Source organism: Zobellella sp. An-6 (genome assembly GCF_052487945.1).
In genome coordinates this window covers 2273969-2297383 of record NZ_CP199259.1, presented here as the reverse complement: position 1 = coordinate 2297383, position 23415 = coordinate 2273969, and the positions used below count along the sequence as shown (strand labels likewise).

General features: G+C 70.0%; 16 protein-coding genes. 15 read left to right on the top strand and 1 reads right to left on the bottom strand.

Annotation, left to right across the window (positions count from 1 at the left end; all coding sequences use genetic code 11):
* Positions 1-10: 10 nt before the first annotated feature.
* The 15 genes from ACT7DK_RS10655 (at position 11) to ACT7DK_RS10585 (ending at position 20818) form a co-directional block, all read left to right on the top strand.
* A complete protein-coding gene (locus ACT7DK_RS10655) occupies positions 11-814 on the top strand; it encodes an SDR family oxidoreductase (RefSeq protein ID WP_445398949.1) in 804 nt (267 codons plus the stop codon).
* A 57-nt stretch (positions 815-871) separates the two neighbouring features.
* A complete protein-coding gene (locus tag ACT7DK_RS10650; RefSeq protein WP_445398947.1) occupies positions 872-1378 on the top strand; it encodes a GNAT family N-acetyltransferase in 507 nt (168 codons plus the stop codon).
* Positions 1375-1848 (top strand): GNAT family N-acetyltransferase, encoded by a 474-nt coding sequence (locus ACT7DK_RS10645; RefSeq protein WP_445398945.1) that lies wholly within the window; start codon positions 1375-1377, stop codon positions 1846-1848. Before ACT7DK_RS10650 ends, ACT7DK_RS10645 begins: the two co-directional genes overlap by 4 nt.
* 171 nt (positions 1849-2019) lie before the next feature.
* A complete protein-coding gene (locus tag ACT7DK_RS10640; RefSeq protein ID WP_445398943.1) occupies positions 2020-3180 on the top strand; it encodes an efflux RND transporter periplasmic adaptor subunit in 1161 nt (386 codons plus the stop codon).
* 10 nt (positions 3181-3190) lie between these two features.
* Positions 3191-6292, top strand: coding sequence for an efflux RND transporter permease subunit (locus ACT7DK_RS10635; RefSeq protein ID WP_445398941.1), 3102 nt, complete (start codon positions 3191-3193; stop codon positions 6290-6292).
* A gap of 158 nt (positions 6293-6450) precedes the next feature.
* The gene (locus ACT7DK_RS10630; protein WP_445398939.1) at positions 6451-6825 is read left to right on the top strand and encodes a VOC family protein; all 375 of its coding nucleotides are present in this window, start codon (positions 6451-6453) and stop codon (positions 6823-6825) included.
* 26 nt (positions 6826-6851) lie between these two features.
* Complete coding sequence (locus ACT7DK_RS10625; protein WP_445398937.1) at positions 6852-7262, top strand: VOC family protein; 411 nt, start codon at positions 6852-6854, stop codon at positions 7260-7262.
* Positions 7263-7486: 224 nt separating this feature from the next.
* Positions 7487-10894: an exodeoxyribonuclease V subunit gamma gene (gene recC, locus ACT7DK_RS10620; protein WP_445398935.1), complete on the top strand. Its 3408-nt coding sequence runs from the start codon at positions 7487-7489 to the stop codon at positions 10892-10894.
* Positions 10891-14502 (top strand): exodeoxyribonuclease V subunit beta, encoded by a 3612-nt coding sequence (gene recB, locus ACT7DK_RS10615; protein ID WP_445398933.1) that lies wholly within the window; start codon positions 10891-10893, stop codon positions 14500-14502. Before recC ends, recB begins: the two co-directional genes overlap by 4 nt.
* Positions 14499-16508 carry an exodeoxyribonuclease V subunit alpha gene (recD, locus tag ACT7DK_RS10610; protein WP_445398931.1) on the top strand — a complete coding sequence of 670 codons (2010 nt, stop codon included), beginning with the start codon at positions 14499-14501 and terminating at the stop codon, positions 16506-16508. Before recB ends, recD begins: the two co-directional genes overlap by 4 nt.
* A 15-nt stretch (positions 16509-16523) precedes the next feature.
* Complete coding sequence (locus ACT7DK_RS10605; RefSeq protein WP_445398929.1) at positions 16524-18188, top strand: VRR-NUC domain-containing protein; 1665 nt, start codon at positions 16524-16526, stop codon at positions 18186-18188.
* Positions 18189-18276: 88 nt separating this feature from the next.
* Positions 18277-18819, top strand: a complete 543-nt coding sequence (locus tag ACT7DK_RS10600) for a nucleoside deaminase (protein ID WP_445398927.1) — start codon at positions 18277-18279, stop codon at positions 18817-18819.
* A gap of 116 nt (positions 18820-18935) precedes the next feature.
* A complete protein-coding gene (locus ACT7DK_RS10595) occupies positions 18936-19466 on the top strand; it encodes a DUF3455 domain-containing protein (RefSeq protein WP_445398925.1) in 531 nt (176 codons plus the stop codon).
* A gap of 48 nt (positions 19467-19514) precedes the next feature.
* A complete protein-coding gene (locus tag ACT7DK_RS10590) occupies positions 19515-20120 on the top strand; it encodes a sigma-70 family RNA polymerase sigma factor (RefSeq protein ID WP_445398923.1) in 606 nt (201 codons plus the stop codon).
* On the top strand, positions 20117-20818 hold the full coding sequence (locus ACT7DK_RS10585; protein ID WP_445398921.1) for an anti-sigma factor: 702 nt from the start codon (positions 20117-20119) through the stop codon (positions 20816-20818). Before ACT7DK_RS10590 ends, ACT7DK_RS10585 begins: the two co-directional genes overlap by 4 nt.
* Here ACT7DK_RS10585 and ACT7DK_RS10580 read toward each other — a convergent pair.
* Positions 20815-23409 (bottom strand): EAL domain-containing protein, encoded by a 2595-nt coding sequence (locus ACT7DK_RS10580; RefSeq protein ID WP_445398919.1) that lies wholly within the window; start codon positions 23407-23409, stop codon positions 20815-20817. The two genes, ACT7DK_RS10585 and ACT7DK_RS10580, sit on opposite strands and share 4 nt — an antisense overlap.
* Positions 23410-23415 lie beyond the last annotated feature (6 nt).

The following is a 23415-nucleotide window of genomic DNA, read 5'->3' as shown; positions in this document are numbered from 1 at the left end:
GGAGGCAACCATGCCGCGTTTACAGCATAAAACCGCCCTTATCACCGGCGCGGCCCGGGGCATCGGCGAGGCCATGGCCCGCGCCTTCGTGGCCGAGGGCGCCCTCGTCTACCTCACCGACATCGACGACGACCGGGGCCGGGCCCTGGCCGCCGGCCTGGGCGAGCGGGCCCGCTACCGGCGGCTGGACGTACGCCGGGAGGCCGACTGGCAAGCGGTGACCGAGGCCATACTGGCGGAAGCCGGGGGATTGCAGGTGGTGGTGAACAACGCCGGCATCACCGGCTTCGAGCGGGGGATGCTGGCCCAGGATCCCGAGCACGCCTCCCTGGCCGACTGGCACAGTGTGCACAGCACCAACCTGGACGGCGTTTTCCTCGGCTGCAAGTACGCCATCCGTGCCATGCGCCGCTGCGGTGGCGCGGGCGCCATCATCAACATCTCGTCCCGCTCCGGCCTGGTGGGCATTCCCGGTGCCGCCGCCTACGCCTCCTCCAAGGCGGCGGTGCGCAACCACACCAAGACGGTGGCGCTCTACTGTGCCGAGCAGGGGCTGGCCATCCGCTGCAATTCCATCCACCCGGCGGCCATCCTCACTCCCATGTGGGAGCCGGTGCTGGGCACGGGGCCGGAGCGGGAGCAGCGGCTGCGCGACTTTGTGCAGGACTGCCCCCAGCGCCGCTTCGGCCGCCCGGAGGAGGTGGCGGCCCTGGCGGTGATGCTGGCCTCGGACGAGGTGCCCTACATGACCGGCGCCGAGCTCAACATCGACGGCGGCATACTGGCGGGCTCGGCCGCCAGGCCCGATGCCTGAGCCCGGCCTCGGTGCTATCTTGCATGGATTTGGAATATAACCCGAGGGAGCATAGCGATGATCAGACTAAGGCCCGCCGGCCCCGCCGATCTGGCCCTGCTGCGCCGCTGGGACCAGGCACCCCAGGTGCGGGCGGCGGATCCCAACGACGACTGGCAATGGGAAACCGAGCTGTACCGCCGGCCGGACTGGCGGGAGCAGTTGATCGCCGAGCTGGACGGCCGGCCCATCGGTTTTGTGCAGATCATCGACCCGGCGCGGGAAGAGAGCCGTTACTGGGGCGAGGTACCGGCGGATCTGCGCGCCATCGACATCTGGATAGGCGAGCCCGACCTGCTCGGCCGCGGCCATGGCGGCGAGATGATGCGCCAGGCCCTGGCCCGCTGTTTTGCCGTGCCGGCGGTAACGGCGGTGCTGGTGGACCCGCTGGCAACCAATGTGCGCGCCCATCGCTTCTACCAGCGGTTCGGCTTCCGGCCGCTGGAGCGGCGCCGTTTCGGCGACGACGACTGCCTGGTGTTTCGTCTGGCGCGGGCCGACTGGCGGCCGGGGGAGGGCGCGTGATCATCCGGCCCTTCGACCCCGCCACCGATCTGCCCGGGCTGCGGACCTGCGTGCACGAATTGCAGGAGGCGGAGCGGGCACTGGACCCGCGCCTGCCGGCGGGAGAGCTTGTCCTGGAGCCCTACCTCGCCGAGCTGTTCCGCCGCTGTGCGCAATGCGCGGGCCGGATACTGGTGGCGGAGCGGGCCGGCACCCTGGCTGGCTTCGTGGTGGTGCTGACCCGGGTGGTGAGCGAGGAGCCGGACGACGGCGGCCTGGAATACGGCCTGATCACCGATCTGCATGTGCGTGCGGCCTGGCGTCGGCGCGGCCTGGGCCGGCAGTTGCTCGCCGCCGCCGAGGCCCGGGCCCGCCAGCAAGGAGTGCGCTGGTTGCGCATCGGGGTGCTGGCCGCCAACGCGCCTGCCCTGGCCCTCTATCGCGCCGCCGGCTTCAAGGCGCACCTGGTGGAGCTGGAAAAAGGCCTGTAAGGCAGGTGCAGTGCCGTTTTATGGGGCGCGGGCGGCCCGCTGTGTCCCGCCAGATCTGCAAACGGCGGTGTGTTCCTGTCGGTGACTTTGCAGGCGGGCCGCTGAGGTGCCATCTAAACTTCTCCTATTGTGGCGCGCTCGGGGTGGCACCGGGCAGGCGGGGGAGGGAGCATGGAGCCGGAACGACGGGGCCGGGGGCCAACGACAAAAAAGCTGCTGTGGGTGGGCATGGGCCTGCTGCTGGCCCTGCCCATCGTCGGCACCCTGGTACTGATCAAGGCGCTGCAGTTCGGTGCCATGGGGGCGGCCGCGGCCCAGATGCAGATGCCGCCGGAGCCGGTGAATGCCGAACTGGTGCGCGAGGCCGAATGGCATCCGGAGCTGCAGGCGGTGGGCTCGGTGGTGGCGGTGCAGGGCACGGTGATCCGTACCGAGGCCGAGGGCCTGGTGCGGGAGATCCGCTTCGAGGCCGGGGCCCCGGTCAAGGCCGGGGATGAACTGGTGCGGCTCGACACCGACATCGAGCGGGCCCAGCTGCGCGAGGCCGAGGCCGCCGCCGCCCTGGCGAGACAGTCCTTCCGGCGGGCCCGGGAGCTGGCCCGCAGCCGCAACATCTCCCAGGGCGAACTCGATGCCGCCGCCGCCAACCTGCAGCAGGCCGAGGCCCGGGCCGACATGATCCGCGCCCTGATCGCCAAGAAGACCCTGAGCGCCCCCTTCGACGGCCGGCTCGGCATCCGCCGTGTCAGCGTCGGCCAGTTCCTCGACAAGGGCAGCCCGGTGGTGTCGCTGCACTCCCTCGATCCCGTCTATGTCGAGTTTTCCCTGCCCCAGCCGCAACTGGCCGAACTGGCTGGCGGGCTGCCGGTCCGGGTGTGGTCCGACGCCTATCCCGAACGACCCTTCGAGGGGCGGGTCACCGCCTTCAACCCGGATCTCGATCTCCAGACCCGCAGCGTGCGGGTGCAGGCCACCCTGGCCAACCCCGAGGGCCGGCTGCGCCCGGGCATGTTCGTGTCGGTGCTGCTGCTGCCCGAGCGCACCGAGCGGGTGCTGCTGATCCCGGTCACGGCGGTACAGCACGGCCCCTACGGCGACGTCGTCTTCGTGATCCAGCCGGACGGGCAGGACGAAAACACCCTCAGGGTGCAGCAGCGGCTGGTGCGGCTCGGGGCCCGGCGGGGGGATTTCGTGGCGGTCAGCGAGGGGCTGGCGGCGGGCGAGCGGGTGGTATCGACCGGGGTGTTCAAGCTGCGCAGCGGCATGGCGGTGGTGGTCGACAACCGGCTGGCGCCGGCATTCCGGCTCGACCCCGATCCCGGCAACAGCTGAGCGCGCCGCCATGAAGGCCTTTACCGATCTCTTCATCCACCGGCCGGTGCTGGCGCTGGTGGTCAATATCGTCATCGTCATCGCCGGGCTGCAGGCCTGGTGGTCGCTCAGCGTGCGCCAGTATCCCCAGAGCGAGAACGCCGCCGTCATCGTCGCCACCCCCTATGTGGGGGCCAGCGCCGAGGTGGTGCGCGGCTTCGTCACCACCGCCATCGAGGGCGCCATCGCCTCCGCCGACGGCATCGATTACGTGGAGTCGAAGAGCCTGCTCGGGCTGTCGCTGGTCACCGCCCGGCTCAAGCTCAACTACGAGCCGACCAAGGCGCTGGCCGACATCACCGCCAAGGTCAACCAGGTGCGCAACGAACTGCCGGCGGAGGCGGAGCTGCCTTCCATCAGCGTGCAGTCGGCAGACTCCGAGTTCGCCGCCGCCTACCTGAGCTTTTCCTCGTCCAGCCTGTCTCAGAGCGACATCACCGACTACCTGGTGCGGGTGGTACAGCCCCGGCTGGCGGCCCTGGCCGGGGTGCAGCGGGCCGAGATCTTCGGGGCGCGCACCTTCGCCATGCGGGTCTGGCTCCAGCCGGAGCGGATGGCGGCGCTCAACGTCAGCCCGGCCCAGGTGCGCGCCGCCCTGGCGGCCAACAACTTCATCTCGGCGGTGGGCAGCACCAAGGGCGCCCTGGTGCAGGTGTACCTCACCGCCAACACCGATCTGCATACGGTGGAACAGTTCCGCCAGCTGGTGATCCGCCGGGAGAACGACACCATAGTGCGGCTGCAGGACCTGGCCGAGGTGGAGCTGGGCGCCGAGGACTACGACACCGAGGTCAGCTTCAACGGCGAAACGGCGGTGTTCATGGGCATCTTCCCCCTGCCCAATACCAACACCATCGAGGTGATCCAGGGGGTGCGGGTCGACCTGGCGGCACTCGAGCCGGAGCTGCCGCCGGGGCTGGAGGCCCGCCTGGCCTACGACGCCTCCGAATACATCGACAACGCCATCCGCGAGGTGGTGGGCACCCTGATCGACACCCTGAGCATAGTGGTGGTGGTCATCTTCCTGTTCCTGGGCTCGGTGCGCTCGGTGCTGGTGCCGGTGATGGCCATACCGGTGTCGCTGATCGGCGCCGTCTTCCTGATGCAGACCCTGGGCTTCACCCTCAACCTGCTCACCCTGCTGGCCATAGTGCTGTCGGTGGGCCTGGTGGTGGACGACGCCATAGTAGTGGTGGAAAACGTCGAGCGCCACCTGCGCGAGGGGCGGACCCCGCGGGAGGCGGCCCTGGTGGGGGCAAGGGAACTGATTGGGCCCATTATCACCATGACCATCACCCTGGCGGCGGTCTATACCCCCATCGGCCTGCAGGGCGGACTCACCGGCGCCCTGTTCCGGGAGTTCGCCCTCACCCTGGCCGGGGCCGTCACCATCTCCGGCCTGGTGGCGCTGACCCTGTCGCCGATGATGAGCGCCCGCCTGCTGCGCAGCGCCGAGCGGGAGGAGCGGGGCCTGACCGGCTGGATCAACCACCGCTTCGACCGGCTGCGCGCGCGTTACGGCCGGGTGCTGGACCACAGCCTGAACGGTCGGCCGGCGGTCTATGCCCTGTGGGCGGCGCTCAGCCTGGCGGTGGTGCCCATGTACCTGTTCTCGCCCAAGGAGCTGGCGCCGCTCGAGGATCAGGGCTTTATGTTCGCCATCATCAACAACGCCGCCAACGCCTCGGCGGATCAGAAGATCCACTTCGGCCGGGCGGCGGAGCAGGTGTTCCTCGAGGCGCCCGAGCGGGAGCTGACCTTCCAGATCCTGCTGTCGCCCTCGGACCCTTTCGCCGCGGCCATGGGGGTGGGCGGCTTCAGCGGCATGGTGGTCAGTCCCTGGGGCGAGCGCGAGCGCACCATTTCCGACATCGTGCCCGAGATACAGGCGGGGCTGTCGGCCATTCCCGGCCTGCAGATCTTTGCCGGCCAGCCGCCGGCCCTGCCCGGGGGCAGCAACTTCCCGGTGGAATTCATCATCGCCTCCACCGCCGAGCCGGAGCAGATGCTGCCCTATGCGGAGCGTCTGCAGCAGGTGGCGATGGAAAGCGGCCTGTTCTACTTTCCGCCCGAAATCGATCTCAAGGTCGACCAGCCGCAGACCGAAATCGTGCTCGATCACCAGAAGGTGGCGGCCCTGGGGCTGACCAACCAGCAGGTGGGCGCCGATCTGGGGGCGGCCCTGGGGGGCAACTACGTCAACCGTTTCAACGTGCGGGGCCGCGCCTACAAGGTGATCCCCCAGCTGGCGCGGGTAGAGCGGCTCAACCCGGAGCAGCTCAAGGATATCCACGTCACCGGCCCCGACGGCAACCTGGTGCCGCTCAGCGCCTTCGCCACCCTGCGCCCCGGCACGGTGCCGCGCTCCCTCAACCGCTTCCAGCAGCTCAACGCCATCAAGCTGTCGGGCATGACCGCCCGCCTGGACGAGGGCCTGGGGGTGCTGGAGCAGGCGGCGCGGGACATACTGCCGGCGGACTACAGCGTCAACTACACCGGCGAGTCGCGCCAGCTGCGCACCGAGGGCGGCCGCTTCCTGCCGGCCCTGGGGCTGGCGGTGCTGATGATCTTCCTGGTGCTGGCGGTGCAGTTCAATTCTTTCCGCGATCCCTTCGTCATCCTGCTGGGCTCGGTGCCCCTGGCCATGTTCGGGGCCCTGGTGTTCACCCTGCTGAAGATGCCCAACCCGGACCTGCCCTACTGGACCGACGGCTGGACCACCACCATGAACATCTATGCCCAGGTGGGGCTGGTGACCCTGGTGGGACTGATCGCCAAGAACGGTATCCTGATCGTGGAGTTCGCCAACAAGCTGCAGGAGCGGGGCCTGGCCAAGCGGGCGGCCATCGAGGAGGCGGCCATGACCCGGCTGAGGCCGGTGCTGATGACCTCCATGGCCACGGTGGCGGGGCACTTTCCGCTGATCCTGGTGGACGGCCCGGGGGCAGCGGCGCGCAACGCCATCGGCCTGGTGCTGGTGGGCGGCATGGCCATCGGCACCTTCTTCACCCTGTTCGTGGTGCCCTCGCTCTATATGCTGCTGGCCCGGTCGCATGGCGGCGAACCCCGGTAGTTGTTTTATTGCGCCGTACAAAACCGATCCCCTGTCGGCCGAATTTATTCGACCGAACCCCGGCGCCGGTGCCCTGTTGGTCCACTGAAGTGGGTCCGGCAAACCCGGTGCCTCCTATACTGAGGGGACGTATCCTCAACCGGACCCCGGGAGGCCCCATGACCCAGTCACTCCGCTTCGGCGGCGGGCGCAATATCGCGCTCAAGGTTCCGCCCCATCAGTTCGAGGCCACGGTGGCCTTTTACCGCGACGTGCTGGCGCTGCGCCAGGTCGACAAACAGCTGCCGTCGGTGGCCTTCGAGTTCGGCGCCTGCCAGCTGTGGATAGACAAGGTGCCCGGGCTCAGCCAGGCCGAAACCTGGCTCGAGGTGGTCACCAACGATCTCGAGGGCGCCGCCGAACACCTGCAGGCCGCCGGCGTGGTGCGCCGGGACGAAATCGAGCCGCTGCCGGAAGGCTTTGCCGCCTTCTGGATAGCCAACCCGGCCCAGATCATCCACCTGCTCTGCCAGGATGAAGCTTCCCTGGACTAATCCTTCATCATCACAAGGAGTACCTTATGCCCCAGGCCATCTACGTCAACCTGCCGGTGGCGGACCTGCCCCGCGCCATGCGCTTTTTCGAGGCGCTGGGCTTGGCGTTCAACCCCCGTTTCACCAACGAGCAGGCCGCCGCCCTGGTGATTTCCGACACCATCTACGCCATGCTGCACACGCCGGACAGCTTTCGGCGCTTTACCCGCAAGCCGATCGCCGACGCCGCCAGCACCACCGAGGTGCTGCTGGCGCTGCAGCTGGAAAGCCGCACCCGGGTCGACGAGCTGATGGCCAAGGTGCTGGCCGCCGGCGGCCGGGAAGCGCGGGAACCGGAAGAGTACGACTTTATGTACGGCCGCGCCTTCGAAGATCCGGACGGTCATATCTGGGAACTGTTCTGGATGGACGCCGTCGACGAGGCGGAGTCGCCCTGAGGCGGTGGCCGCTTGCAGCACCGGGCAGGCTGATGCCCGGTGCCATCCCATGGACCCCCGCCTTCGCGGGGGCGACAATACAAGCGGCCACCCTTTCCCGCTGTGCCCGGCCTTGCTACCATCCCGGCCTTGTCTCCCGCTTTTTTCCGTTTGCCGTTTCAACTGCCCGGCGCGTCTGTTCGGCGCTATGATGGGTGTCGAACGGAGCGGTATAAGGAACCCAGATGCAGCATGACGACAACCTCGCCCCCGGCCTGATGGTGGTGCACGGCAACCAGCTGGAGGCATTGCGCGAGCTGGCGGTGACCTGGATGCGGCGCCATCCCCTGGCGCCGCTCGAGAACGAGGTGATCCTGGTGCAGAGCAACGGCATCGCCCAGTGGCTCAAGCTGGCCCTGGCCGAGCACCGCAGCGGCGGCATCGCCGCCGCCGTGCAGGTGGAGCTGCCGGCGCGCTTTTTGTGGACGAGCTACCGGGCCGTGCTCGGCAGCGACAGCATTCCCCGCCAGTCGCCGCTGGACAAGGCGCCGCTCACCTGGCGGCTGATGCGGCTGTTGCCGGGGCTGCTGGCCGAGGCCGTGTTCACGCCCCTGCACCGCTTTTTGCAGGACGACGCCGACTATCGCAAGCGCTACCAGCTGGCCGAGCGGCTGGCGGACCTGTTCGATCAGTATCAGGTCTACCGGGCCGACTGGCTGGCCGCCTGGGCCGAGGGGCGGGACGAGATAGTCAGCCTGCGCCGGGGCCGGGTGGCCCTGGATCCGGCGGTGCGCTGGCAGCCGGCCCTGTGGCGGGCGCTGCTGGCGGACGTGGGCGAACAGGAGCTGGCCGGCAGCCGGGCCGGGGTGCATCCGCGCTTCGTGGCCGAGCTGCGCGCCTGCGAGCGCCGCCCGGCGGGGCTGCCACGCCGGGTGGTGGTGTTCGGCATCTCCTCGCTGCCGGCCCAGACCCTGGAGGCCCTGGCCGCCATGGCCCGCTTCAGCCAGGTGCTGCTGTGCGTGCACAACCCCTGCCAGCACCACTGGGGCGACATAGTGCCGGACCAGGATCTGCTGCGCCACCAGTACCGCCGCCACGCCCGCAAGGGCGGCCTGGCCCCGGGCCTGGATGAAGCCGAGCTGCACCAGCACGCCCACCCGCTGCTGGCGGCCTGGGGCAAGCAGGGGCGGGACTACATCAACCTGCTCGACAGCCTGGACGATCCCGGCCAGTACCAGGCGCGTTTCGACGCCCTGGGCGAGCGCATCGACCTGTTCGGCCCGGGCGACACCGATCACCTGCTGGGCCAGTTGCAGGACGACATCCTCAACCTGCGCCCGCCGGCGGAAAGCCGCGACCACTGGCCGCCGCTCGAACGCCAGCAGCTGAGTGTGCGCTTCCACATCGCCCACAGCGCCCAGCGGGAGCTGGAGATACTGCACGACCAGCTGCTGGCGCGCTTTGCCGAGGACGAGACCCTGCGCCCGCGGGACATCATCGTGATGGTGCCCGACATCAACCTCTATGCGCCCCATGTCCAGGCGGTGTTCGGCCAGTACGGCCGGGACGACGATCGTTTCATTCCCTTTACCCTGGCGGATCAGGGCAGCCGGGGCCGGGAGCCGCTGCTGATCGCCCTGGAGCACCTGCTGCGCCTGCCCGAGAGCCGGCTGCCGGTGAGCGAGGTGCTGGATCTGCTGGATGTGGCCGCCCTGCGCCGGCGCTTCGGCATCGAGGAGGCGGATCTGCCGGTGCTGCACCGCTGGATAGAGGGGGCGGGCATCCGCTGGGGGCTGGACGCCCGCCGCCGGGCCGCCCTGGGCCTGCCGGCGTTGGAGCAGAACAGCTGGCGCTTCGGCCTGCGCCGCATGCTGCTGGGCTACGCGGTGGGGGCGGGGGAGCCCTGGGCCGAGATCGAGCCCTACGACGAAATCGGCGGCCTGGACGCGGCCGTCATCGGCCCCTTGGCGGGCCTGCTCGACGCCATCGACGCCCTGCACGACCAACTGGCCGAGCGCGTGCCGGCCGACGACTGGACGGCGCGGCTGCAGGGGCTGCTGGCGCGCTTCTTCCTGGCCGAGGGCGAGCAGGAGCAGGAGCTGCTGAACGGGCTCACCGAGTCGCTGGAGCAGTGGCAGGCGCTGTGTGCCGAGGTGGCGCTGGCCGAGCCGCTGCCGCTCACCGTGGTGCGCGAGGCCTGGCTGGGGGCCCTGGAGCAGGGCCGGCTCAGCCAGCGCTTTCTGGCCGGGGCGGTGAACTTCTGCACCCTGATGCCGATGCGCGCCATCCCCTTCCGCCAGGTCTGCCTGCTCGGCATGAACGACGGCGACTACCCGCGCAGCGTCACCCCGCTGGACTTCGATCTGATGGCCGGGGACTACCGGCCCGGCGACCGCTCCCGGCGGGAGGACGACCGCTACCTGATGTTGGAGGCGCTGCTCTCGGCCCGGGACCGGCTCTATATCAGCTGGGTGGGGCGCAGCATCCGCGACAACGGCGAGCGCCCGCCCTCGGTGCTGGTGGGCCAGCTTAGGGATCTGCTGGGGCAATGGCGGCTGGCCGACGGCGGCGAGCTGCTGTCGGCGATCACCACCGAGCACCCGCTGCAGCCCTTCAGCCGGCGCTATTTCAGCGGCGAGGGGTTGGTCAGCTACGCCCGGGAGTGGGCCGCCCGGGACAGGGCCCCCGAAGCCGAGGGCCCCCTGCCGCCCTGGCAGCCCGAGGAGCCGGTCGCCCCGGAGCAGTTGCAGCAGTTTTTGCGCCAGCCGGTGGCGAGCTTTTATTCCCGCCGGCTCAAGGTGGTGCTGGATGAGGTCGCCGCCGTCCGGCTGGACGAGGAGCCCTTCGCCCTGGACGGCCTGGAGCGCTATGTGATCAAGCGCGAGCTGCTGGAGGCCGCCGCCGGCGCCGACGAGGCACAGCCGGCCCTGGCCCGGGCCGCGGCCAGGCTGCAGGGTCAGGGCCGGCTACCGCTGGCGGGCTTTGGCGAGCGGCTGCGCGCCGAGGTGGAGGCGGCGCTGCCGGACCAGCTGGCCCGCTACCGGGCCTTGTGTCATGCCTGGCCCGCACCGCTGAACTCCCCCCTGCCGCTGGCCCTTGAGCACGGCGGCCTGCAACTGGAAGGCTGGCTCGGCGGCCTGCGCCGGCAGGGCGACAGGCTGGCGCTGATCGAACTGCAGCCCGGGGAACTGCTCGGCAAGAGCGGGCCCAAATGGCATCGCACCCTGCGCGCCTTTGTCGCCCAGGCGGTAGCCTGCGCCTGCGGCATTGAGCTCTGGCTCTACCTGGTGGGGGAGGACGCCACCCTGCACGGCACGCCCCTTGAGCGGGACACCGCGCGGCAGCTGGTGCAAGGCTGGCTGGAGGCGCTGCAGGCGGGCATGACGGCGCCCCTGCCGGTGGCGCTCAAGACCGCCATGGCCTGGCTCGGCCAGGAGGACGAGGGCAAGGCCGGGCAGGCCGCCCGCAAGGCCTACGAGGGTGACGGCTTCGGCCCCGGCGGCGAGCGCGCCGAGAGCGGCGCCCTGGCCCGCCACTATCCCGACTTCGACGCCCTCACCGCCGACGGCCACTTCGCCGCCTGGTGCGAGCGGCTCTACCGGCCATTGCTCGCGCATGGCCCGCAACCGGAACCGCAGGAGGCCTCATCATGACGGCACCGCGTCCCCTGGCGCTGACCTTTCCGCTGCACGGCAGCCGGCTGATCGAAGCCAGCGCCGGCACCGGCAAGACCTTTACCATCTCGGCCCTGTACCTGCGGCTGGTGCTGGGCCACGGCGGCGAGCAGGGCTTTGCCCGCGAGCTGCTGCCGCCGGAGATCCTGGTGGTGACCTTCACCGACGCCGCCACCAAGGAGCTCAAGGATCGCATCCGCGCCCGCCTGGTGGAGGCGGCGGCGGTGTTTCGCGGCGAGCGCGAGGGCGATGCCCTGCTCGACACCCTGAAGGCCGACTTCGCACCCGAGCGCTGGCCCGCCTGCGCCCACCGGCTCGACATCGCCGCCCAGTGGATGGACGAGGCGGCGGTGTCCACCATCCACGGCTGGTGCCAGCGGATGCTGCGCGAGCACGCCTTCGACAGCGGCAGCCTCTTTACCCAGACCCTGGAAACGGATCACGGCGAGCTGCTGGCCGAGGTGGCGCGGGATTACTGGCGCCGCCAGTGCTACCCCCTGGACGGCGACGCCCTCGACTGGGTGATGGCGCACTGGCAAACCCCGGACCGGCTGCTGCGCCAGCTGCGCCCCCTGCTGGGGGAGCAGGATAACGCCGGCGGCGAGCTGGGCGCCCTGCTGGAAGGCGCCTTAAGCGAACGCGAGCGGGCGCTGGCCGAACTCAAGGCGCCTTGGAGCGCTTGGCTGGAAGAAATTGATGGTCTGCTGCAATCGGCGATAGCGGCAAAACAGGTACACGGCAAATGGCTACAGGCCAAGCGAACCGACGGCTGGCTGGCGGCCATACGCCATTGGCTCAAGAGTGATGAGGTTGAGCTTTCGCTCAGCGAGGCGGCTCTTTACCGTTTGACGCCCGAGGGGATAGCGGAAGCCTGGAAAGACGGAAACGCACCATCGCACCCCGCCTTTACGGCCATGCAGACGCTGCCCGGGCAGCTTTCTGCCCTTGCCGCACCTCCCGAGACCCCCCTGCGCCATGCCGCCGCCTGGGTGCGCCGCCGCTTCGAGGCGGAAAAGCGCCGCCGGGCCGAGATGGGCTTCGACGACATGCTGACCCGGCTGGATCAGGCCCTGGCGGGGGAGAACGGCCCGCGTTTGGCCGAGGTGATCCGCCGCCAGTTTCCGGTGGCGTTGATCGACGAATTCCAGGACACGGACCCGCTCCAGTACCGCATTTTCGACGCCATCTATCGGGTGGCCGACAACGGCGCCGACCGAGGCCTGTTCATGATCGGCGATCCCAAGCAGGCCATCTACGCCTTTCGCGGCGCCGACATCCATACCTACCTGGCGGCGCGCGCCGCCACCGAGGGCCGGCACTACAGCCTGGACACCAACTTCCGCTCCTCCGAGGCCATGGTGGACGCGGTCAACCGGCTGTTCGAGCGGGCCGAGCAGCACCCCGAGGGCGCCTTCCTGTTCCGCCGGGGCGGGCAGAACCCGCTGCCCTTCGCGCCGGTCGCGGCCCGGGGTCGGCAGGAGCGCTGGCAGTGCGGTGGCGAGGTCCAGCCCGCCCTGACCCTGTGGCAGCTCGACGGCGCCGACGGCAAGCCCTTTTCCGGCGGCGCCTATGTGGCGCAGATGGCGGGGCGCTGCGCCGGCGAGATAGTGCGGCTGCTGAACCTGGGCCGCGGGGGCCAGGCGGGCTTCGCCGGGGCGGACGGGTTCGCGCCGGTGCGTTCCCGCGACATCGCCGTGCTGGTGCGCGGTTTCCGCGAGGCCCAGGCCATCCGCCGGGCGCTGGCGGAACTCGGGGTAAAGAGCGTCTACCTGTCGGACAAGGACTCGGTCTACCAGAGCCCGGAGGCGCTGGATCTGCTGTTCTGGCTGCGTGCCTGCGCCGAGCCCGAGCAGGACGCCCGCCTGCGGGCGGCGCTGGCCACCGCCACCCTGGGGCTCGGCCTGGCCGAGCTTGAGCGGCTCAACCAGGACGAGCGCCACTGGGAACGGCGGGTACTGCAGTTCAGGGACTACCGCCGCTGCTGGCAGCGCCAGGGAGTGCTGCCCATGGTGCACCGGCTGCTGCACGACTTCGGCCTGCCGGCCCGGCTGATGGCGGGCGCCGAGGGCGAGCGCCGCCTGACCAACCTGCTGCACCTGGCCGAGCTGCTGCAGCAGGCCGCCGCCGGCCTGGACGGCGAGCAAGCGCTGATCCGCCACCTGGCCGAGGCCCGGGAGGCGGGCGCCGAGGCCGCCGACGAGCAGGTGCTCCGGCTCGAGAGCGACGCGGATCTGGTGCGGGTGGTGACCATTCACAAGTCCAAGGGCCTGGAGTACCCCCTGGTGTTTCTGCCCTTTATCTGCTCCTTCCGGGAAAGCGGCGGCAAGGGCGGCCCGGTGCAGCTTTACGACGGCCGGCGCAAGCGTCTGGTGCTCAATCCCAGCGAGGAGGAAAAGGCCCTGGCCGAGCGGGAGCGGCTGGGGGAGGATCTGCGCCTGCTGTACGTGGCCCTTACCCGGGCCCGCCACGCCTGCTGGCTGGGGCTGGCCGACATCGGGGTCGGCAACGGCAAGAGCTCGCGCCTGCACGACTCGGCCATGGGCCGGGTGCTGGGCGGCGGCAGCCCGCTTGCCGGCCCCCTGGCCGACTGGCTCGTCCCTTTGGTGTGCGCCCATACCCGGCTGTGCCCGGCGCCCGAGCCGGGCGACGAATGCTGGACCGAAGCCGCGGGCGACGAGGCCCCCCCGGTGTGGGCGGTGCCGGCCCGGCCGGCCGCCGAGCACTGGTGGATCGCCTCCTACAGCGCCCTGCGCACCCGGGAGGCGACTGGCCGGCGCTTCGACGACGCCTCGCCCGAGCGGCCCGAGGCGGGCAAGGCCGGCGACGACGAGCTGGAGCTGGCCTTCGTGCCCCTGCGCCCCGGCGAGCATCCCAGCCTGCACCGCTTCGCCCGTGGCCCGGCGGCGGGCACCTTCCTGCACGGCCTGCTGGAGCTGGCGCTCAGGGAGCGGCTGGCCGATAACCCCGGGGCGCTCCGGGACCAGATCGCCCGGCGCTGCCAGCTGCGCGGGCTCGCCGACTGGACGGATCCCCTGGCGGACTGGCTGCTGGGCCTGCTGGACACGCCCCTGTTCGAGGGCGGACCGACCCTGGCCGGACTGTCCCACTACCAGCCCGAGATGGAGTTCTGGCTGGAGGTGAGCCGGGTGCCGGTGCAGCGCCTGGACCGGCTGGCGCAACAGACGGTGCTGCCGGGCCGGGAGCGGCCCGAACTGGCCCCCGATACCTTAAACGGCATGCTCAAGGGCTTTGTCGATCTGGTGTTCGAGCATGAGGGGCGCTACTACCTGGTGGACTACAAGTCCAACTGGCTGGGCCCGGAGGACGAACATTACACCCGGGAGGCCATGGCCGGCCAGGTGCTCAGGCACCGCTACGATCTGCAGTACCTGCTCTACCTGCTGGCCCTGCACCGCCAGCTGCGGCTGCGCCTGCCCGATTACGACTACGACCGCCACATGGGCGGAGCCCTCTACCTGTTCGTGCGCCGGCCCGGCGCGGTCTGGTTCGACCGGCCGCCGAAGGCGCTGATCGAAGGCCTGGACGCCCTGTTCCGCCACCAACAGCCCGAGGAGACAGCGCCATGACGGCTACCATCACGCCCCTGGCCGGCCAGCGGGAACTGCTGGCGCTGCTCGAGCGCTGGCTCGATCTGGGCTGGCTGCGGCCCCTGGACCGGGCCCTGGCGGGCTTTTTCGCCGGGCTGGACCCGGACGCCGAGGCCAGGGTGCTGCTGGCGGCGGCGCTCGCCAGCCACCAGCTCGGCCACGGCCACGTCTGCCTGGATCTGGCGGCTACCCTGGCCGAGCCCGACTTCGCCCTGTCGCTGCCGCCGGAAGGGGAGGAAGGCCTGGCCGACGCCTGGCTGCCCTCGCGCCTGCTCGCCGGCCTCACCCTGGACGACTGGCGCTCGGCCCTGGCGGCCAGCCCCCTGGTGGCCGGCCCCGAGGGCGAAGCCGAGCGGCCCCTGGTGCTGCACGGCGGACGCCTCTACCTGCGCCGCTACTGGAACTACGAGCAGGCGGTGGCGCGCTCGCTTGCCGCGCGCATCCGCGACGACAGGCCGGTGCCTCAGGATCTGCCCGCCTGGCTGGAGCGGCTCTTTCCCGAGCCCCTGGTGCTGGACGGCGAGCGCCAGACCGACTGGCAGAAGCTGGCCTGCGCCCTGGCGGCGGCGAGCGGCTTCACCCTGATCACCGGCGGTCCCGGCACCGGCAAGACCACTACCGTGGTGCGGCTGCTGGCCCTGCTGCAGGCCACGGCGGAGCAGCCCCTGCGCATCCGCTTGGCGGCGCCCACCGGCAAGGCGGCGGCCCGGCTTACCGAGTCGATCGGCGCCCAGGTGGCCTCGCTGCCGGTGGACGAGGCGGTGCGTCGCCGCATCCCCACCGAGGTCGGCACCCTGCACCGGCTGCTGGGCAGCCTGCCCGACAGCCGCCACTTCCGCCATCACGCCGGCAATCCGCTGCCCCTGGACGTGCTGGTGGTGGACGAGGCCTCGATGATCGATCTCGAAATGATGGCCTGCCTGTTGTCGGCGCTGCCGGCCCATGCCCGGCTGCTGCTGCTGGGGGACAGGGATCAGCTGGCCTCGGTGGAGGCGGGGGCCCTGCTGGGCGATCTGTGCCGCCACGCGGAGCAGGGCCATTACCAGCCCGAACGGGTACGCTGGCTCGAGCAGGTCAGCGGCGAGCGGCTGGCCCACCCGGCGCTGGTGCCCGATGCCGAGGGTCGCTACCCCCTGGCCCAGCGCATCCTGATGCTGCGCCATTCCCGCCGCTTCGCCGGCGGCTCCGGCATCGGCCAGCTGGCCCGGGCGGTGAACGAGCAGCGGGCCGGGGCCGCCCGGGCGGTGCTCGGCGGCGGCGACGAGGTGGCCGGCCTGCGCCTCAGGGGCGAGCAGGACAGGGCCCTCGACCGGCTGCTGCACCAGGGACGGGGCCGGGCCCCGGGCTACGGCCATTATCTCGAGCGGATGCAGGCCACGCGCCCGGCGCCCGAGACCCCCTTCGCCGACCCGGCCTGGACCGGCTGGACGGCCGGGGTGCTGGCCGCCTTCGACCAGTTCCGCCTGCTGTGCGCCGTGCGCCGGGGACCCTGGGGAGTGGAGGGGCTCAACCTGCGCATCGCCGCCCTGCTGCACCGCCAGGGTCTGCTCGAGGCGGATCAGGGCTGGTACGAGGGGCGGCCGGTGCTGGTGACCCGCAACGACTACGGCCTCGGCCTGATGAACGGCGACATCGGCATCGCCCTGCGCCTGCCGGAGCAGGACGGCAGGCCGGTGTTGCGGGTGGCCTTTCCCCGCAACGACGGCAGCGGCGGCCTGCGCTTTATCCTGCCGAGCCGGCTGGGGGCGGTGGAGACGGTGTTCGCCATGACGGTGCACAAGTCCCAGGGCTCCGAGTTCGCCCACACCGCCCTGATGCTGCCGGAAAGCCTCAATCCCGTGCTCACCAAGGAGCTGCTCTACACTGCCATCACCCGCGCCCGGCACTGGTTCACCTTGCTGGAGCCGCGCCCCGGGGTGTTCGAGCAGGCCATCGCCCGCCGGGTGGAGCGCCAGAGCGGCCTGCTGGAAAGCCTGCAGCGATGAAAAAGGAATTCTGATATGCGGTTGAGAGCGGCGCCGCTGGCGGATCCCTTCTACTACCTGGCCAATGCCCGCACCCTGGTGGGTTGGGTGCTGGACCACCATGGCGAGCTGCTGCTGGACGGGGAAAAGGCGCAGCTGGCCGCTTGGCTCGGCGCCGGGCGCGAAGCCCGGGCCCTGCTGGTGCGCATGGTGATGCGCAAGGGCGAGCATTTTCGGCTGAGCCGGCTGCGCTACCCGGAGATTGGAGATCCGTCTCCGGCCGCGGAGGAGCTGCTGTCGCTCGGGCTGGTGCAGGGCGGGGCGTCGATATCGGTGGCGGCACTGACCGACCAGCTCACCCTGGCGGAGCTGGATGCCTGCTTTGCCGAGGCCTTCGCCGGGGCCGGGCTGGCCCGCGCTGCCAAAGGGGCGAAACGGGACTGGCTGCAGGCCCGGCCCGAATACGCCGTTTCCAGGCCATTCGCCGACTGGTGGCCCGCAAGCCAGGATCGCCTGCTGAGCCTCGCCTGCAAGCCCCTGTTCGAGCGACTGCGGCTGATGTTCTTCGGCAACCTGCGCCAGGATTGGTCCGAATTCGTGCTCACCGAACTGGGCAACCAGCGCTACGAAACCGTGGCCTTCACGCCCGAGTCCCGCACCTTCCGCTTCCGGGCCGAGGTGGATCAGTATCTACTCCTGCACCGGCTGCGGGAGCGGCTGGAGCAGGGCGAGGCGCCGGCCACCCTGCTGGACGCCCTGCCGGCCCGGCCAGACAACGACTGGCTGGCGGCCCGGCAGGACAAGCTGCTGTTCGCGCTGGCCCGGACGGCGGAACGGGCCGGCGACCGAGACGGCGCCGAGCGGGCCTACCGGCAGAGCCGTCACCCCGAGGCCCGACTGCGGCTGGCGCGGGGGCTGGAGCGCCGGGGTGACCATGGCGACGCCTTTGCCCTGGTGCAGGCGGGGCTGGCACAGCCCCGGGACGAGGCCGAGCTGCAGGGCCTGCAGCGGCTGTATCGCCGGCTCTATAAAAAGGTGGGGGCCCCGGCGCCGGTGTCCGTCACCGAGGCCGCCATCCCTACCCGCACCCTGACGCTGCCGGCGTCCGGCGTGCGGGTCGAGCTGGCGGCGGCCGAGGCCCTGGCCGGGCCGGACGCCCCGGTCTATTACGTGGAGAACCAGCTGTTCAACGGCCTGCTGGCGCTGCTGTGCTGGGAGGCCCTGTACGCGCCCCTGCCCGGCGCCTTCTTCCATCCCTTCCACGCCGGGCCGGCGGACCTGTACCGGCCCGGTTTCGCCGAGCGGCGGCGGGACTTGCTCGATGCCTGCCTGGCCCGGCTGGAGAACGGCAGTTACCACGCTGCCATCATGGCGTGTTACCGGCAGAAGCGGGGCATCAGTTGCCCGTTGCTGGCCTGGCCGGTGCTGTCCGAGCCGCTGTTGGAGCGGACGCTGAGCTGCATACCGCCGGCGCATCTCAGCGCCATCTTCACCCGCCTGCTGTCGGATCTGCGTGGCCACGGCAGCGGCCTGCCGGATCTGATCCAGTTGTATCCGGACCAGGGCCACTACCGGCTGGTCGAGGTCAAGGGGCCGGGCGACCGGCTGCAGGACAACCAGCACCGCTGGCTGGCTTTCTTCCACCGGGTCGGCATCCCCGCCGAGGTCTGCCAGGTACGCTGGCCTTCCCCGGCGTCGTAAGCCGCCAAAGGGAGCGGCAGAGGTGGTGACACCCGCCTGCCGGAGCGGCGGCTACACTATCTGCAACTTCGAAGAGGAGGGTGGGCGCATGGACTGGACGGAACGACTGGCGGGACTCAAGGCCGAAACGGCGGACGACGGTCCGGCCCTGGGCCTGCTGGCCGATGCCCTGGCGGCCGGGACGCGGGGCGACTACCCGGTGGCGGCCTGGCTGATGGATGCCTCGGGCCGGATCTGGGCGCAGGGGCAGAACCGGGTGTTCAGCAGTGGTTTCTGCTCGGCGGCCCACGCCGAGATGCAGGCGCTGGATGCCTTTGAACGACTGCCGGTGCGTCCCGCCGCCACCGGGCTCAGCCTCTGGGTGAGCCTGGAGCCCTGCCCGATGTGCCTGACCCGGGCCCTGTACGCCGGGGTGGGGGAAATCGTCTACCTGGTGGAGGATGCGGCCGGCGGCATGGTCCATCGCCGCGACCAGCTGCCGCCGGCCCTGGCGGAGCTGGCCCGCCTGATCCGCTTTCGTCCGGCCCGGCTCGGCTGGGCGGTGGCGCGTTTCGCCGGAGAGTTGGGCCGGGGCTCCCAAGCCGAACTCAGGGCGGCCCTGCTGTCGGCCCGCCAGGGCGAGGGTCCCTGACCCTGCGAAAAAGACAAAAAATTTATTTTTGCCTGCATCCGTTTGTGCTCCTGGCGGGTAGTACAAGGGTGGCACCCGTTGCCGCGCTCGATACGACCGTCATAAGGAGACATGACATGCAAAAGCTTCACCGCAAGATGATTCCGGTGCTGGCCCCGGCCCTGCTGCTCGGCCTCGCCTCCGCCGCCCAGGCCCGAGTGCCCGAGAGTATACAGGTGCCGGCAGGCCACCAGGTGGCCTGGGAAACCGTGGGGGTAGGTGAAATCACCTACGAATGCCGCGACAAGCCAGACGCCCCCGGTGAACTGGGCTGGGTGTTCATGGGGCCGGATGCGGTGCTGAATGATCGCAGCGGCAAGCCGGTGGGTCGCTATTTCGGGCCGCCGGCCACCTGGGAGGCGGCGGACGGCTCCAGGGTCACCGCCACCCAACTGGCCGTGGCACCGGCCGGCGAGGGCAATATTCCCTACCAGCTGGTGCAGGCCAACCCCGCCATGGGCGAGGGCGCCATGACCGGCGTCACCTATATCCAGCGACTGGATACCCGGGGCGGGGTGGCGCCGGCCATGGCCTGCGGCGAGGACAACAAGGGCGAGCGCCAGATAGTCCGGTACCAGGCCGATTATATTTTCTGGAAAGCCGGCTAGGAGAAAGGGCGCTGTCCGTCCCGATGTAGTCTACACTTGAGTCTTACTATGGGTTCGTTTGACTACTTCGCGGATGGCGCCTCGCCGATGACAACACCGACACCAGATACGGATTACCAGGCCCTGCTGGCGGCCTGTGCCCGGGGAGAGCGCAGTGCCCTGCATCGCCTTTATGAGCGGGAAGGATCCCGTCTGCTCGGGGTGGTGATGCGCATCGTGCGCGACCACGCCCTGGCGGAAGACATAGTGCACGATGCCTTGATCAACATCTGGCTGCGCGCCGACAGTTTCGACCCGACCCGTGGCTCCGCCCGGGGCTGGATCTACAGTGTGACCCGCCATCTGGCCCTGAATGCGGTACGCAACAGGGGGCGAGAACTGGGGATGGACGAAGCCATGGCCGCGGCCCTGGATGCCCGCCAGTCGTTCGAACACTGGCGACAACGCCAGGACGCCGCTACCTGGGAAGAGGACGGCAGACGCATCGAGCATTGCCTGGAGCAGCTCGAGCCCGAACGGCGCAGCTGTATACTCCACGCCTATGTGGACGGCTGCACCCATCATGAGATCGCCGGCCGTATGGGCGCCCCGCTGGGGACCGTCAAGGCCTGGATCCGGCGCAGCCTGGCGGCATTGCGGGAGTGCATGGCATGAGCGAATTGCATCGGCAGGATCCCGAACGTTATGCCCTGGCCGGCGAATATGTGCTGGGTACCCTGCCCGCCGACGAGCGGCAACGTCTGGAGCAGCGCCTGGAGACCGACGAACGCTTGCAACAGGCGGTGGCGGAGTGGGAAGAGCGGCTGCATCCCCTGACGGCACTGGCCGAGCCGAGGTCGCCTTCCCCCCGGTTGTGGCCCCGGGTAGAGCGCAGCCTGGATGCCCTGGGCCGCTGGCGTCCGCCTGTCCGGCCCCGGCACTGGTGGCAGCGGTTGGGCTGGTGGCGGGGACTGGCCGCCGCCGGCCTGACCATGAGCCTGGTGCTGGCCGTGCAGGTCTTGCGGCCCCTGCCCGAGCCGCGCTATGTGGTGGTGCTGGTGGCACCGGAGCAGAGCACGCCGGGCTGGCTGGTGCAGGCGCGGGATCCGCGGGAAGTTCAGTTGATCCCGCTGGCCGCGGTGGAGGTGCCGGCGGACAAGGTGCTGGAATTCTGGACCAAGGGCGACGACTGGAACCAACCCGTCTCCCTGGGGCTGGTGGCGCCGGGTGAGCGGCTGCGCGTCGCGCTGGACGACTTGCCGCCCCTGGCGCCCAACCAGCTGTTCGAGCTGACCCTGGAGCAGGCCGGCGGTTCGCCCACTGGCCTGCCCACCGGGCCCATCCAGTTTATCGGGCGGGCGGTCGAGCTCTAGTCGCCGGCGGCGCGGCGCTCGGCCCCGGCGAGCTCGCTCAGCCGGGCGCGCCAGTGCCGGGGGCTGTCCGGCTGGCCGAACCAGTAGCCCTGAAAGGCGGTGCAGCCCAGCTCCTGCAGCCGGCTTGCCTGCTCGGCGGTTTCCACCCCCTCGGCGATCACCTGCAGGTCCAGGCTGTGGCCCAGGGCGATGATAGTGCGCACTATGGCTTCGTCGTTGGGATCCCTGAGCAGGTCGCGCACGAAGGACTGATCGATTTTCAGCTGGCTGAGCGGCAACCGCTTGAGGTAGCCGAGAGAGGCGTAACCGGTGCCGAAGTCGTCCAGGGAGAAACGCAGCCCCAGCCGGCGCAGCTGCTCCATCCGGCCGATGGTCTGCTCGATATCGTCGATCAGTAGGCTTTCGGTGATCTCCAGCTCCAGCCGGGCCGGCTCGACACCGCTGTCGCGCAGCAGGCGTTGCAGGCTGGCCACGAAGTCCGGGTGGCGGAACTGGCGCGGACTGATATTGACCGCCAGCCTGAGCGGGGCCAGCGCCGGCTCCCGGCTCCAGTCGTCCAGCAGCCGGCAGGCCCTGGACAACACCCAGTCACCGAGGGGAATGATGAGCCCGCTGCTCTCCGCCAGGGGGATGAAGTCGGCGGGGGAAACAGGGCCCAGCTCCGGGTGCTGCCAGCGCAGCAGGGCCTCCATGCCGGTGATCCGCTCCCCGGCGTCGACCTGGGGTTGGAGGTGCAGCTCCAGTTCGTCCCGCTCCATGGCCTGGCGCAGATCGTGCTCCAGCCGGCTGCGGAGATTGACCTCCTCCTGCATCGCCTGGTTGAAGAAGTGCAGATTGTTGCGACCGTCGGCCTTGGCGGCAAACATCGCCAGGTCGGCGGCCTTGAGCAATTCCTCGATATTGCCCCGGACATCGGAGAACATGGCGATGCCGATGCTGGCGGAGCAACGGTGCTCCTTGCCCGCTATGTTGTAGGGCTTGGCCAGTTGTTCGAGCAGCTGCCGGGCCCGGTTGCGGGCCTGCAGGATGGCGTCTTCCTGGCGGGGGCTGAGATCCTCCAGGATCAGCACGAACTCGTCGGAGCCCAGGCGGCCGGCGCTATCGGTGCCGGCCAGGCTGTGCCGCAGGCGATCGGCGGTCTGCCGCAGCAACTGGTCGCCAACCTCATGTCCCCGGCTGTCGTTGATGTCCTTGAAATTGTCGAGGTCGATCAGCACCAGGGCCCCCTGGTAACCGGTGGTCTGGCTGCCGGCCAGGGCATGGCGCAGCCGGTCCAGCAGCAGGCGGCGGTTGGCCAGGCCGGTGAGCGGATCGAAAAAAGCCAGTTGGTGCAGGTCTTCCTGCAGCCGGCGGTATTCGGTGATGTCGGTGGAGATGCCGCACAGGCCATGGATGCGGCCATCCGGCTGGCGCAGGGGCAGTTTGACCGTGAGGAAGGTGCGTTGCTCCCCCTTGTGGTTCAGGCCGTTGGTTTCCTCCCCGGCCACCCGCTCGCCCCGGCGCAGCACTCGCAGGTCGTTCTGTTGCAGCAGGGTGCAGGTCGCGGCGTCGAAAAAGCGGTCATCGGTCTGGCCGAGGATCTGCGCCGGCGTGGTGCCGAACAGCTCGCACACCTTGCGGTTGGCGTACTGGTAACGCAGCTGCTCGTCCTTGATATAGATACAGGCCTCGACGCTGTCGAGGATGGTGTTGAGCCGGGTTTCGCTGGCTTGCAGGCTGAAGGTGCGCTCGGCAACCTTGCGCCGCAGCAGCAGGTTGAAGCCGATGGCCAGCAGCAGGGCTGCCAGCAGCAGTCCCAGGCTCCACCACAGGGCCGGCGGCAGGGGTTGAGCCGGCCGGCCGCTCCAGCGTGCCAGTATGTCGAAATAACGGGAGTCGTTGTCCGACTGCCAGCGTTGCAGATGGTGGTCGATGCGTGCCAGCAGGGCCGGATTGGTGCCGGCTGGCACGGCAAAATAGAGCTTGCTCGGCTGGAACAGGATGGGGGAGGCCACCAGATCCCGGCTGGCCGCCTGCAGGTTGCCGATAAAATGGTTGGCCGCGGCGGCATCCGCCCGGCCGCTGGCGAGGGCGTCGAACACCTGGTTCTGGCTGTCGAGCGGCAACCATTCCACCCGCAGGCCGAAGCTGTCGACCAGTTGGCTCAGGAACTGTTGCTGCACCGAGCCGCGCAGCACCGCCAGCCGCTTGCCGTCCAGCTCCAGCAGGCTGGCGAGGCGGCGGTGGGACGCGGTATAGATCTGGGACCAGCTCAACAGGGCGGGAGTGCGGTGAAAGTCGAAGCGGGCGGCCCGCTCTTCGGTAAAGGCCACGTCCGGCATCAGGTCGATGCGTCCCTCCGCCAGCCACTCCAGGCACTGTTGCCACTGGCAGGGCACCGGCTCCAGCTGCCAGCCCTCTTCCGCCGCGATCTCGGCGATCAGATCGCCGAAGATGCCGGTGGCTTGCCCCCGGGCATCGGCCAGTATCTTGGGAGGATTATGGTAGAGTCCCAGCCGCACGGATTGGGCCTGTGCCGGGGGCAGCAGCAGAAAAAACAGCAGCCATGGAGACAGCCGCTTCAGCGGGTTGTTCGGGAGAATAATGCTCAAGGGCGT

What these genes read in the sequence shown, in the direction of transcription:
- ACT7DK_RS10655 (WP_445398949.1), top strand. Translation starts at nt 11, where the DNA reads ATGCCGCGTTTACAGCATAAAACCGCCCTTATCACCGGCGCGGCCCGG.
- ACT7DK_RS10650 (WP_445398947.1), top strand. Translation starts at nt 872, where the DNA reads ATGATCAGACTAAGGCCCGCCGGCCCCGCCGATCTGGCCCTGCTGCGC.
- ACT7DK_RS10640 (WP_445398943.1), top strand. Translation starts at nt 2,020, where the DNA reads ATGGAGCCGGAACGACGGGGCCGGGGGCCAACGACAAAAAAGCTGCTG.
- ACT7DK_RS10635 (WP_445398941.1), top strand. Translation starts at nt 3,191, where the DNA reads ATGAAGGCCTTTACCGATCTCTTCATCCACCGGCCGGTGCTGGCGCTG.
- ACT7DK_RS10630 (WP_445398939.1), top strand. Translation starts at nt 6,451, where the DNA reads ATGACCCAGTCACTCCGCTTCGGCGGCGGGCGCAATATCGCGCTCAAG.
- ACT7DK_RS10625 (WP_445398937.1), top strand. Translation starts at nt 6,852, where the DNA reads ATGCCCCAGGCCATCTACGTCAACCTGCCGGTGGCGGACCTGCCCCGC.
- recC (WP_445398935.1), top strand. Translation starts at nt 7,487, where the DNA reads ATGCAGCATGACGACAACCTCGCCCCCGGCCTGATGGTGGTGCACGGC.
- recB (WP_445398933.1), top strand. Translation starts at nt 10,891, where the DNA reads ATGACGGCACCGCGTCCCCTGGCGCTGACCTTTCCGCTGCACGGCAGC.
- recD (WP_445398931.1), top strand. Translation starts at nt 14,499, where the DNA reads ATGACGGCTACCATCACGCCCCTGGCCGGCCAGCGGGAACTGCTGGCG.
- ACT7DK_RS10605 (WP_445398929.1), top strand. Translation starts at nt 16,524, where the DNA reads ATGCGGTTGAGAGCGGCGCCGCTGGCGGATCCCTTCTACTACCTGGCC.
- ACT7DK_RS10600 (WP_445398927.1), top strand. Translation starts at nt 18,277, where the DNA reads ATGGACTGGACGGAACGACTGGCGGGACTCAAGGCCGAAACGGCGGAC.
- ACT7DK_RS10595 (WP_445398925.1), top strand. Translation starts at nt 18,936, where the DNA reads ATGCAAAAGCTTCACCGCAAGATGATTCCGGTGCTGGCCCCGGCCCTG.
- ACT7DK_RS10590 (WP_445398923.1), top strand. Translation starts at nt 19,515, where the DNA reads ATGGGTTCGTTTGACTACTTCGCGGATGGCGCCTCGCCGATGACAACA.
- ACT7DK_RS10585 (WP_445398921.1), top strand. Translation starts at nt 20,117, where the DNA reads ATGAGCGAATTGCATCGGCAGGATCCCGAACGTTATGCCCTGGCCGGC.